Here is a 12,334-nt window from a genome sequence, read left to right as displayed (position 1 = left end):
GATGCTGAACATTGCACCGTCCATACTGTCCGCCGACTTTTCCAAGCTAGGGGCAGAAATTGCCGATGTGGAGCGGGGCGGAGCCGACTGGATTCATGTGGATGTGATGGATGGGCATTTCGTACCCAACATCACGATCGGACCATTGGTAGTCGAAGCGATCCGTCCTCACACGGCGCTGCCGCTGGATGTCCATTTAATGATAGAAAACCCGGATACGTATATTCCGGCTTTTGCGAAGGCGGGGGCGGATTTGATCTCCGTCCACGTCGAAGCTTGCCTTCATTTACATAGAACGCTCCATTTCATTAAGGAACAGAAGGTGAAGGCGGGAGTTGTGCTGAATCCGGCGACTCCGCTATCCTCCATTGAGCACGTGCTGGACGAATCTCTAGATCTTGTGCTTATCATGACGGTTAACCCGGGCTTTGGCGGCCAGCAATTTATTCCCGCCATGCTGCCCAAAATTGCCAAGCTTCGTCAAATGCTCGATGAGCGGGGATTGACGAAGGTCGATATCGAAGTGGACGGAGGCATTAACGCCGAGACGGCTCGGCAGGTTATATCCGCCGGAGCCAATGTGCTCGTTGCCGGCAGTGCGGTATTCAACCGCAGCGACCGTGCGGAAGCGATAAGGCATATTCGAAACGGGGTGTAGCAACGGGTGAGATTTTTCATTATTTTAGGTTACAGCATATTGTGTGCACTATTGCTGACGTTGTTTTCACACATTAACGACTTGCTGAAATATATTTTTTCGCTTGGGGCTTTATTTACCGGTATTCAATTTTTCAAAAGGCATGAAGGCCGCGGGATGAGAATCTGGTTTGTCGTTTCAACGATTGTTCTGTACTTTATCTTTTCCGTTATTTACGCGTTGTACGTAGCGATCAAGACAGGCCAGCTTACTCCAGCTGCCGCTTAATAGCTTCTTCAGATGAAGGCTCGCCTTCGAGTCATATTCCGTTTCATATCCGCATAACATGGTTACAAAAGTTTAGGGCTTTTGTAGCCATGTTTTTGTTTTTTGGGCACGGATGCAATGGATAGGCACGTTTTGGAAGGTAGCCGAATATACTGGAGTATCATGGTTTTGACTTGGTTGTTCCGCGGAGCGAGGGAGACGGAAGAGCCGTCGGGTGGGCTTCGGACAGGGCTGACGTGAAAACTGGAGGAGGGGTAGAAATGAAGTTTTATACAATCAAGTTACCTAAATTCATAGGCGGATTCGTTAAGGCCGTACTTAATACATTCAGTAAAAACTGATCGTATCCAAAAATTAATACTTAGTACGGCCGAGAAGAAGCTACAGCTTAAGCGCTGTTGACACACTAAAAAAAGCACCTGCGGCCAGGTGCTTTTTGTCTATCTGTTGTTGCGGATTAGACACGAGTAACTTTTCCGGATTTCAAAGCTTTCGTGCTTACATAAACGCGTTTTGGCTTACCGTCCACCAGAATGCGAACTTTCTGAACGTTGACACCCCAAGTGCGTTTCGATTTGTTGTTGGCGTGGGACACGTGATTGCCTGTGCCTGGTCCTTTGCCAGTAATGAAACATTTGCGGGACATTGTACTACACCTCCTTAACAGCCTCGATGACTACTTGTCTTCCTTACGATATCTCCGAATAGTAAAGCCTATCAGAAAACACACTCAAATATCATATCATACGGCATCAAAAGACGTCAATGTTACAAAGAGGTTTTTATGCAGTTTTCACCAAATTTTATTTATTTCTTTTGCTTGATATAGTAAAATGATTTATAGTCCATTTTAATCTATATCAAGGGAGCTGTGATTATGGCTATCGAATTGGCTACGGAATATGGCAAAGTTTATATAACCGATGAAGTCATATCGGTGTTGGCGGGATCAGCTGCTTTGGATTGTTATGGACTTGTAGGAATGGCATCTCGTAATCAGCTGAAGGATGGCATTGCAGAGCTGCTTCGCCGCGACAACTTAAGCCGTGGTGTTGAAGTACGCAGGGATACACAAGGAGCGCTTTCAATCGATTTGTATATCATTGTCAGCTATGGTACCAAAATATCCGTTGTAGCCCACAATGTGCAAACGAAGGTGAAATACGTGCTAAATGAAGTTGTGGGGCTGCAAATCGAGTCGGTGAACATTTATGTTCAGGGCGTGCGAGTAGCTCAGTAACGCTAAGATGAGACGCGGCATAGCATCTATAAATAATGCCGTGTCTTCTCCTTGGCAGGAAGGGGAATGGTTTTTTTGAGTAAGCGCTTAAACGTAATTAACGGTAATGACTTTATCCGCATGGTGGAAAAGGGAGCGCAGCAGCTAAGAGATAATGTGGACAAAGTCAATGCGCTCAACGTGTTTCCTGTTCCCGACGGGGATACGGGGACCAATATGAACCTGACTTTGACTTCCGGTGTAGAAGAGCTTCGCCGGCGTCCTTCTGGACATATCGGCAAGGCGGCAGATGCGTTGGCCAAAGGCTTGCTGATGGGAGCTCGAGGCAATTCGGGCGTCATTTTGTCGCAATTGTTCCGCGGATTTTCGAAATCGGTTTCCGAATCGGAGACGATTGATGCGGAAGGGTTTGCCGCGGCACTGCAGAACGGCGTAGACATGGCTTACAAAGCGGTGGTCAAGCCGGTAGAGGGAACGATTCTGACCGTGTCCCGTGAAGCGGCCAAACATGCAGTTCAGCAAGCAAAACGGACTGCAGACTTGACCGAATTAATGAAAGACGTATGGAAAAAGGGAAATGAGGCGCTTTCCCGCACGCCGGATATGCTGCCGGTGCTTAAGCAGGTCGGCGTAGTCGATGCGGGCGGGCAGGGCTTGATGTATATATACGAAGGTTTTGTACAGGCATTGCAGCAGCTATCCTCCGGTACTCCGATTAATGACTCGGATGCCGCTGAGCGGGCTCGTGTCGCTGATGATTCGATACACCCCGTAACGTCCGATGCCTTCAAACATGCCGTACATGAGGCTTCGATGAAGCCGCAGGCGCATCTTGCGACGGAGGATATCGAGTTCGGCTATTGCACGGAGTTCATGGTGAGACTTAATGAGCAAAAGCTGGCAGGTGCCGCTTTTGACGAGAATGTATTCCGCCGTCAGCTGTCCGACTTCGGCGATTCTCTGCTTGTAGTGGCGGATGATGACCTTGTCAAAGTGCATATCCATGCCGAATATCCCGGCAGCGTAATGAATTTGGCCATGAAATACGGCGATCTGAGCCGGATCAAGATCGAAAATATGCGGGATCAGCATACGCATATACTCCACGGCGATGATCATCCTTCCCCAGCGGATGCCGTAGGCAAGCCCGAGGCGAATGCAGGAAGCGCAGACGCTCAAAGCCATTGGAAACGGTACGGCTTTGTGTCTGTTTCGGCAGGCCAAGGCATTTCGAATATTATGTCGAGCTTGGGTGTGAACCGGGTGCTCCAGGGCGGACAGACGATGAATCCAAGCACCGAGGATATCGTCAAAGCCATTCATGAAGTGGATGCCCAGACGGTGTTCGTGCTTCCGAACAATTCCAATATTATTTTGGCCGCGCAGCAGGCGGTGGAGCTTGTAGAAGAGAAGCAGGTCGTTGTCATTCCGACGAAGACGATTCCCCAAGGCATTGCTGCCGTGCTTGCCTTCCGGGAGAATGCAGCCTCCGACGAGAATGCGGACCTGATGCAGCAGGCGATACAGCAGGTACAGTCGGGACTGGTAACGTATGCGGTCCGCGACACGCAGATCGATGAGGTCGATATCAAGCAGGGGGATTATATCGGCATCCACAACAATAAAATTGTGACTTCGGATTCCGACTTGCTTGCCTCCTGCAAGAAGCTTGTTGACAGCCTGCTCTCTGAAGGTGCTGAGATTGTGACACTGTACACTGGGGAAGAAGCAGACGAAGCGAGAACCGGCGAGCTCGTCCAATACTTGGAGACGTCTTACACAGATGTGGAAGTGGAAGTGCATGAGGGCGGTCAGCCGCTATATTATTACATTATTTCTGCGGAATAGACGGTGGCAGAGGTACCATTTACGGAGGTGTAGCGATTGAGTCAGGTTCGAGTTGTCACGGACAGCACGGCCGATATTCCGGCAGCATTGCGTGAAGCGTTAAATATAGAGCTTGTCCCTTTGAAGGTTCATTTCGGAACGGAAACCTTTAAAGATTCGGTCGATATGGGACCGGAACAATTTTTTGAAAAACTAGTATCGTTTTCTTCGCTGCCGACGACCTCGCAGCCGTCTCCGGTGGAGTTTACGGAAACGTATAAGCGTCTGGCAGACGAGTACGGAGGCCCAATCATCTCGATTCATTTGTCATCAAGAATGAGCGGCACATACCAATCGGCGCTGCTGGCTCAGTCGATGCTAGAAGGCGAAGCCGATCTGCATGTTATCGATTCGAAGACAGCCTCTTACGGCATCGGCATGATGGCGGTTGCAGCTGCAGAAGCTGCGCAGCAAGGAAAGAGCAAGGAAGAAATCCTCGAGATGATCGAAGCGATCCGCCGGGATGAAAAAATGTATTTTCTTGTGGATACGCTCGAATATTTACAAAAAGGCGGCAGAATCGGCAGAGCGGCGGCTCTTCTCGGTTCCTTACTGAACATTAAGCCTATTTTGTCGATCAGCGAGGAGGGCGAAGTGTACTCCATAGACAAAGTAAGAGGCCATAAAAAAGCGATGGCCCGCATTATAGAACTGCTCAAAGCGGATTTCGGCGATAAGCCGATCCATGTGACGGTTGCTCATGCGAATCACATGGCTAATGCGGAGGAGTTGAGCTCGCTGATTCTCCAAAGCTTTAATGTTGCAAGCATCGGTTATGCAAGCATTGGTCCTGTTATCGGGACGCACTCCGGTCCCGGAGCCGTAGCTGCGTTTGTTAGACCGGCATAGCCATGATCGATTTATACCGCGTTCCAGTTAAAGAAGTGTACGGAGTCAAGGGCAAGAAGCTCGAGGAGCTGGCTGTCCTTGGTGTTGCCACAGCGGGAGAATTGCTGGACTATTATCCTTTCCGCTACGAGGATTACACGCTGAGGGATTTAACCGAGGTCAAGGACGGGGACAAAATAACCGTTCAGGGCTCCATTATCGGAGTCCCTCAGCTGCAAATGTACGGCCGCACGAAGTCGCGGCTTACTTGCAAAATCATGGTGGACAGGCTGATGATTACCGCGGTCTGGTTCAACCGGCATTTCTTGAAGGATCAATTGGTAACCGGATCCGACATCGTCTTAACTGGGAAATGGGATCAAAAAAGGCTGCACTTGACCGTATCGGAGTCCGAATTTCCGGGGAAAGGGACGTCACAGATCGGCACACTGCAGCCTGTTTACTCGATAACGGGATCAATTACGCAAAAGTGGATGCGTCAGACGTTGAAGCAGGCGATCACGCAGTACGGAGGCATGATACCTGAAGTGCTGCCGCCGGAGCTGCTGGACAAATATGATCTGATGGCGCGGAAGCAAGCGGTGGCTCTGCTGCACCTTCCGGGATCGATGGAGGAAGGCTTGCGGGCCCGCAAACGCATGGTGTATGAGGAGCTGTTCTTGTTTCAGCTGAAAATGCAAGCCTACAAAGCGTTGAATCACGACCGGACCGACGGTGTGGCACATCCGGTTCCTCTGCCCGAAGTGCGCGCCTTTGTCCGCGCCCTGCCTTTTACATTGACCGAATCGCAGAAAACGGTGCTGGCCGAAATTTTGCACGATTTGCAGCAGCCTTATTGCATGAACCGCTTGCTCCAGGGAGATGTTGGCGCCGGTAAAACAGTCGTAGCCGCGGCCGCGTTGTTCGCCGTAGTGAAGGCGGGCTACCAAGGGGCACTGATGGTCCCCACGGAGATACTTGCGGAGCAGCATAAACGTTCCTTGGACAAGCTGTTCGAGCCTTACGGCATCACTGTTGCGCTCTTGACCGGAAGCTCGACCGCCCGCCAGCGCAGAGACGTTCTTGCTTCGCTGCAAATGGGCATGGTCGACGTTGTCGTCGGGACTCATGCGCTGATTCAGGAAGACGTCTTCTTCCGCAATCTAGGGCTTGTGGTGACGGACGAGCAGCACCGGTTCGGGGTGAACCAGAGAAGCGTTTTACGCCGCAAAGGAATGAATCCCGATGTATTGACGATGACGGCAACGCCGATTCCAAGGACGCTTGCTATCACCGCCTTCGGAGATATGGATGTATCGACGCTGCGCGAGCTGCCCAAGGGACGGAAGCCGATCAAGACCTATTCGGTTACGCACGATATGCTGGATCGTGTGCTAGGGTTTATCCGGCGGGAAGTCGAAGCGGGCAGGCAAGCGTATGTCATATGCCCGCTGATCGAGGAGTCGGAGAAGCTCGACGTGCAAAATGCAATTGACGTTCACGCGCAGATCCAGTTCGCGTTCCCTGAGCTCCGCGTCGGCCTGTTGCACGGACGGATGCCTGCAGCAGAGAAGGATGAGATTATGCGCGAATTCAGCGAGAATCGCGTCCAGGTGCTTGTATCGACCACGGTTATCGAGGTTGGAGTGGATGTACCGAATTCGACGCTGATGGTGGTCTATGACGCGCACCGATTCGGTCTGTCGCAGCTGCATCAGCTGCGCGGACGTGTAGGACGCGGCGAGCATCAGTCGTACTGCGTGCTGATCGCCGATCCGAAGAATGAGGTCGGGAAGCAAAGGATGAAGGCGATGACCGACACGAATGACGGTTTCGAAATAGCAAGACGAGACCTCGAGCTTCGAGGACCAGGCGACTTTTTCGGCACGAAGCAGAGCGGCTTGCCCGATTTCCGGCTGGCGGATATGGTTACCGATTTTGAAGTCATGGAGCAGGCACGCGACGATGCGGCGGCGCTCGTACGGCGCCCCGACTTTTGGACCGCGGTCGAATACGGCTCGCTTCATGAATTTTTGCGCCGCGAGAACATTTTTGACAACGATATGCTGGATTGATACCCATTATTGTGCAATCGCATAGAATATAAGGCACATGTCCGAGCTCTCCGACATAGACTTACAAGGAGGTTGGCACATTAGACTACCATTTCCTTGATCGGAGGTGTTCGTGACATGAGCTATCAAAAGTATGGATTTGATCCTGTCTTTGTGGAACGCGTTAAGCTGAAGATGAAGAATCCGGACACAAAAGAGCGGATCAAAATGATTTTGCACGGTGTGACGAAGACGGATTTGCAGGATAGGATGAAGGTCAGACGTTTTGTCGGCATGTTGGGTAAGGTGCTGGGAGAACGGTTGACGGACATGCAGACGGAGCACATGGTCAATTTTGTCATCGCACAAAAAATCGATCCGAACAACACGTTCCATCTCATCAAGCTTTGGGGCATGTTCCGCTGACAATTGGACGGGAACTAACGATGTAAACCACGGCAGACCTTCGGGTCTGTTTTTTTTTACCACAATAGAATTTATAAGATTCCGAGGTCATCGGATGTAAAAATTCTATTTGGCGATAAAAACAACCTTGCTTACGTAGCGAGTTTTGCTAAAGCAAAGCTTTAAGGTCGCTCCTCTGTGAAGGACGTCGATAGACGGTTTTCTCATCTCTATGGAAAGTTTAAGTTCGGAGCGTATCGAGGATATTTCCAATTGGTGAACATGCTGTTTGGCGATGACAGCACAGGCAGAGGTTGCCAGCGCAATCTATGAAAGCTATAATTTTCATAGAATACTTACATAGGGGGAGGAGCTTCAAGTGACGATTCAGGATAATAAAGAGACGGAATCCGGCAAGCCGATGACTCGCAGACAGCTTATTGCATCCGTAGGAGCGGCGGGCGCCTTGCTTGCGATGGGTGCCGGACTGCCGAAGCAGGCAGAAGCGGCCAAGACGACTATTCCTGTTACCGACAATAAGCCCTGGTTTAACGTGAAGGATTTCGGTGCAACGGGAACCGGTTCGAACGATGATGACTCGCCTTACATCCAGGCTGCAATCGATGCAGCAGGAGATAAAGGGGGAACCGTGTTTCTTCCCGCGGGAAGATACAAGATTGACCGTTGGTTAAACCTTCGATCCAAAGTCAGCATACTTGGCGCCGGAGCCGGTGTGACGGTTCTTCGGGCCGGGGAGCCTAATTTGCTGATGATATACGGAGGGGCTGGCGCAGGTTCGTTCTCGATTGAGAATCTTTCCTTCGAAGGGTACGGCCCTAGCGGTGCAGCTGGAGAGGTGGCTGAGCGGGGCATTCATATTGTTGAAGCGACTCATGTGACCATTCGCGGTTGCAGGTTTCATGACATTACCAACGGGGTTCGGGTTGTAAGATCCAGGCACGTATCCTTGCTGGATTGTACCTTCACCCAGCTGCTCGGATCGGAAACACCGAGTGAGGGCTACGGCATCGTCGTAGAAGGCGGATCGAACCATACGATTCAAGGAAATCATTTTAAAACAATCCCTAAGAGCTGTATTCATCTAACGGCAGGCGCAACCTATTGCACGGTAAGCGGGAATGTCATGGAGCAATGTCTGGACACGGCGATCCTGCTGTCCTCCAATCTGAACAGCTGCTCCTATCATTTGATAGAAGGCAACATGGTAACGGCTAACGGTTTATTGGATCAGCAATCGAGCTGCACCATCGGCATTCGGCTCAAAGACTCCTGCAGCTATAATACAATTGTTAATAATGTCATCAACCGTCCCTCATCGGCTGGCATCCAGCTGGAGGCGGGTGACAATGCCGGCGATGACCGACCTTACGGCAATACGCTGACCGGCAATACCGTTGTCTCCTCCCCTAGCGGAATTACAGTCATTAATGGAGATGCGAATTCGGTAAAAAGCAATGAAGTCCGGCGCGCGCAAACGGGCGTCCTGCTGAATACGGTAGGCGAGGGCGCAACCAAGCGTAATGCGGTTACTAACAATAGCTTGTATCAATGTACCGGCGCGGCTATCAACATCGGCTCGGCACGCTGTGAATCGAACAGCGTTTTCGGCAATACCGGGTTTGACAACGCGGAAAATGTCAAGGATAGCGGGACGGGCACTATCACAAACGGATTTTAACCATCATTACGTTCTCTGCGTATGCAGGGAACGTATTTTTCTCCCGGGAAGGCTATAGTAAAAGAGGATAGGATAAAACGATTTCCATAAAAGGATGATGAGCAAATGATGAATATCAGACTCCCGAAGGAGCATAAAGAGCAATTGATTGAGCGAGTGCAGCAATATTTTTACGAGGAAAGGTCGGAAGAGCTTGGGCGGTTGGCAGCGGAGCAGATGCTTGATTTTTTCATAAGTCAGGCGGGACCGTTCATATACAATCAAGCTGTGGCCGACAGCCGGCAGCTGGTTACCGAGCGCTTTGCCGCAATGGAAGACGATTTATATACATTGGAGAAGCCCATTCGCTAAAATAAGCCGTTTCAGATGCTTTCAGATGCATACAGCCCGCTGAACTGAATAGGAAATAGAGGATAGTTTAATAATCCGACAAGGCAGGGCAAGGCAATGCACGGTACGCAGCAGCTGGAAAAATCAGCGGAGAGCGGGGAGATTATGATGTCGAAGCTACTGGCAGATATAGAATACAAAACAGCGGAGCCGATAGACGTGCCCATGATAAAGCAGGCGGGACAGCTGCAGCAAACGATCTGGGGAAATGAGGCCGTTACCGCTTTCCCCGAAATGATGGCGATTATCCGCAACGGCGGATGTTTGCTTGTTGCGTATCATCGGGAGCAGGCGGTCGGCTTCAGCTATAGCTTTCCTGACTATTCAGCGGCAGCGGGAAAAGCTTATTTGTGCTCCCATATGCTCGGCATTCTCCCGGAATACCGCGATCGAGGGATCGGTATGCGGCTGAAGCTGGAGCAGCGACAATGGGCGATTAGGAACGGATATGAAAAAATCGTGTGGACTTACGATCCATTGGAATCTCGCAACGCTTATTTGAATGTGTGCAAGCTGGGCGGCACCGCCGCAAGCTATGTAGAGTCCTACTATGGTGAAAGCAGACGCGGCATCCCGATGGACCGGCTCGTGCTTGAATGGGATTTGCAATCGTCACGGGTTATCGGCGCGTTGGATGGCAGGAAACCGGCTGTACCTGATGCTGAGGGCTTGTCCAAGTTAGTAAGCATTACGGCGCAAGGGGCTCCGGAGAAGCATTCTTTTGAAGCCGGACAGCAGGGATATCGTGTTGCGGTGCCTCCGTCCATTCAGCTGCTGCTGCGTGAAAACCCAGAATTGGCGAAGGAATGGCGGTTCGCCTTGCGTGAAGCACTAGTTCCGCTGTTAAATGCAGGCTATAGGATAACAAGCTTGCAGCGGGATGGCGAATCGATACATTATGTGATTGAGCGAGAGGCAGGCTGCACAAGCTGAACTCGCCCTGCACCGTGTCACAAAACCGTCTCATTCGATGTGACGAGAATCACAAGCTCCATTAGCCCTCTTGTTTACACTGTAGTTGTGAGCAAACGAAACTAGAAAGAAGAGGGCGATCTTATGCTGAAGGAGCAAACGATACAAATCATTAAATCGACGGTACCCGTTTTGGAGGTTCACGGAACTGCAATAACGAAACGGTTTTATGAGCTGCTGTTTACAAGGTATCCGGAGCTGCTGAACCTGTTTAACCATGCCAATCAGAAGCAGGGACGCCAGCAGACGGCATTGGCCAACGCGGTATATGCAGCGGCGCTTCATATCGATAATTTGGCCGCCATCCTGCCCGTAGTTAAACAAATCGGCCAAAAACACCGGAGCCTCGGCGTTAAACCGGAGCACTATCCTATCGTAGGGCAAACTTTGCTGGAAGCGATTAAAGAAGTTCTGGGAGATGCGGCTACAGATGAGATTCTGAACGCTTGGGGAGAAGCGTATGGCGTTATTGCAGGTGCCTTTATTCAAGTGGAAGCGGAGATGTATGAGCAGGCGGAGAAACAGCCGGGGGGCTGGGAAGGCTTCCGACGATTCGTCGTAGAGCGCAAGGAAGAAGAGAGCGACGTTATTACTTCTTTTTATCTTGTCCCTGAAGACCAAGGAGCGTTGGCTCGTTTCGAACCTGGACAATATGTGAGTGTTCGGCTATCGATTCCAGGGCAAGCCAACGTTCATATTCGCCAGTACAGCTTATCGGATGCCCCGGGAAGACCGTATTACCGGATTACCGTGAAACGCGAGGCTGCCGACGCACAGAAGCCGGAAGGGATCGTGTCGACCTACTTGCATGACCGCATCTCTGCTGGAGATGTTCTGGAGCTTACTGCTCCGGCAGGAAGCTTCACGTTGAAAGACGCAGGCTCTCTACCGATAGTCCTGATCAGCGGCGGGGTCGGGTTGACGCCTATGGTCAGTATGCTTAATACACTGGTTGAGACGAAGCCTCAACAGCCGGTTACTTTTATCCATGCGGCTCAGAACGGTTCGACTCATGCAATGAAAAGGCATGTAGCCGATTTGGCTGAACGTAATGAACAGGTTCAAGCTTATGTATGCTACCAGACGCCTACGGCGGCGGACCGGATGGAAGGCGGCTATGATAAGGAAGGCTATATTGATTTGGACTGGCTGCAATCGGTTGCTCCGGGTCCGGATGCCGTCTTCTATTTCTGCGGTCCCGTTCCGTTCATGAAAGCAATGAACCGTGCATTGAAACAATGGGGCGTCCCTGCTGACCATATCCATTACGAATTTTTCGGACCTTCCGGCAGCCTGGAAGAAGCGGTAGAAGGTACGGATCCAGTGCTGCAAGCATAAAAAATCAAAGTCTCTCCACCGATTACGTATGGCGAAAGCCAGCCTATGTTAATCAACGGGGGGACTTTGTTTTATTTCGTAACAGCCGGTTTACGGTCTCGCGCCTCATTCCGATCAGCTGCCCGATTTCCTCTTGCGTCAGGATATCGGTTAAAGCCATGTCCGTGATGTAATCGGCAAACCAGACTTCAAGCTTCTCCAGCTTTTCGGCAGGAGTGACCACGGTTAATTGATCGATTCTTTGCTGCATCATCCTCAGCTTTCCTTGAAGCAGCAGCGCAATGTCACGGCATTTGACCGGATCCTGCTCGAGGCTTTCATACCACTCCCTGGGGGAAATCACCTCCACTTCACTCTGCACGAGCGCAATGGCCGTTCCATGGTAATCCTTCGGACTGATTAACGAATGGTGGGGGATGGTTTCTCCCGGCACTACAATATTGACCAGAAACGGGCTTCCGTCCTCATGCACCCTCATAATTTTGAACAAGCCGCTTTTTATATGGAAGAGCGGACCGGTCTCCCCTTGGCGGAACAGCACTTCGCCTTTATGTACGATCATGAGCTCACCTCTGAGGTATCATAGCATGCTACTA

General features: G+C 50.9%; 13 protein-coding genes. 11 read left to right on the top strand and 2 right to left on the bottom strand.

From position 1 onward, the window contains the following. Position 1: 1 nt before the first annotated feature. Together rpe and spoVM are read left to right on the top strand one after the other, a co-directional pair. Positions 2 to 658 carry a ribulose-phosphate 3-epimerase gene (gene rpe, locus DVH26_RS24780; protein ID WP_239626569.1) on the top strand — a complete coding sequence of 219 codons (657 nt, stop codon included), beginning with the start codon at positions 2 to 4 and terminating at the stop codon, positions 656 to 658. A gap of 527 nt (positions 659 to 1,185) precedes the next feature. After that, positions 1,186 to 1,266 carry a stage V sporulation protein SpoVM gene (gene spoVM / locus DVH26_RS24775; RefSeq protein WP_239635475.1) on the top strand — a complete coding sequence of 27 codons (81 nt, stop codon included), beginning with the start codon at positions 1,186 to 1,188 and terminating at the stop codon, positions 1,264 to 1,266. A gap of 116 nt (positions 1,267 to 1,382) precedes the next feature. Here the strand turns inward: spoVM and rpmB are convergent, their stop codons facing one another. Beyond that, positions 1,383 to 1,571 (bottom strand): 50S ribosomal protein L28, encoded by a 189-nt coding sequence (gene rpmB, locus DVH26_RS24770; RefSeq protein WP_028550362.1) that lies wholly within the window; start codon positions 1,569 to 1,571, stop codon positions 1,383 to 1,385. A gap of 231 nt (positions 1,572 to 1,802) precedes the next feature. On the opposite strand from rpmB, the gene DVH26_RS24765 reads away from it, so the two are divergent. The 9 genes from DVH26_RS24765 to hmpA all read left to right on the top strand — a co-directional run bounded on the left by DVH26_RS24765 (position 1,803) and on the right by hmpA (position 11,738). Beyond that, complete coding sequence (locus tag DVH26_RS24765) at positions 1,803 to 2,165, top strand: Asp23/Gls24 family envelope stress response protein (RefSeq protein ID WP_239626567.1); 363 nt, start codon at positions 1,803 to 1,805, stop codon at positions 2,163 to 2,165. Between the two features lie 66 nt (positions 2,166 to 2,231). After that, a complete protein-coding gene (locus DVH26_RS24760; RefSeq protein WP_239626565.1) occupies positions 2,232 to 4,013 on the top strand; it encodes a DAK2 domain-containing protein in 1,782 nt (593 codons plus the stop codon). Positions 4,014 to 4,049: 36 nt separating this feature from the next. Then, positions 4,050 to 4,901, top strand: a complete 852-nt coding sequence (locus tag DVH26_RS24755; RefSeq protein ID WP_239626562.1) for a DegV family protein — start codon at positions 4,050 to 4,052, stop codon at positions 4,899 to 4,901. 2 nt (positions 4,902 to 4,903) lie between these two features. Further along, on the top strand, positions 4,904 to 6,955 hold the full coding sequence (gene recG / locus DVH26_RS24750) for an ATP-dependent DNA helicase RecG (protein ID WP_239626560.1): 2,052 nt from the start codon (positions 4,904 to 4,906) through the stop codon (positions 6,953 to 6,955). 117 nt (positions 6,956 to 7,072) lie between these two features. Next, positions 7,073 to 7,360, top strand: coding sequence for a stage VI sporulation protein F (locus DVH26_RS24745; protein WP_239626558.1), 288 nt, complete (start codon positions 7,073 to 7,075; stop codon positions 7,358 to 7,360). A gap of 358 nt (positions 7,361 to 7,718) precedes the next feature. Further along, positions 7,719 to 9,038, top strand: coding sequence for a right-handed parallel beta-helix repeat-containing protein (locus DVH26_RS24740; RefSeq protein ID WP_239626556.1), 1,320 nt, complete (start codon positions 7,719 to 7,721; stop codon positions 9,036 to 9,038). 105 nt (positions 9,039 to 9,143) lie between these two features. Continuing rightward, positions 9,144 to 9,389 carry a DUF2164 domain-containing protein gene (locus DVH26_RS24735; RefSeq protein ID WP_239626554.1) on the top strand — a complete coding sequence of 82 codons (246 nt, stop codon included), beginning with the start codon at positions 9,144 to 9,146 and terminating at the stop codon, positions 9,387 to 9,389. A 96-nt stretch (positions 9,390 to 9,485) separates the two neighbouring features. Beyond that, on the top strand, positions 9,486 to 10,361 hold the full coding sequence (locus tag DVH26_RS24730) for a GNAT family N-acetyltransferase (protein ID WP_239626551.1): 876 nt from the start codon (positions 9,486 to 9,488) through the stop codon (positions 10,359 to 10,361). 123 nt (positions 10,362 to 10,484) lie between these two features. Then, on the top strand, positions 10,485 to 11,738 hold the full coding sequence (hmpA, locus tag DVH26_RS24725; protein WP_239626548.1) for an NO-inducible flavohemoprotein: 1,254 nt from the start codon (positions 10,485 to 10,487) through the stop codon (positions 11,736 to 11,738). Between the two features lie 52 nt (positions 11,739 to 11,790). Here the strand turns inward: hmpA and DVH26_RS24720 are convergent, their stop codons facing one another. After that, a complete protein-coding gene (locus DVH26_RS24720; protein ID WP_239626546.1) occupies positions 11,791 to 12,300 on the bottom strand; it encodes a Crp/Fnr family transcriptional regulator in 510 nt (169 codons plus the stop codon). Positions 12,301 to 12,334 lie beyond the last annotated feature (34 nt).

Origin of the sequence: Paenibacillus sp. H1-7, assembly GCF_022354825.1 — a bacterium.
Classification (GTDB): domain Bacteria; phylum Bacillota; class Bacilli; order Paenibacillales; family NBRC-103111; genus Paenibacillus_S.
Note: the sequence above shows the minus strand (reverse complement) of the source record. Positions and strands in the feature narration are given on the sequence as shown.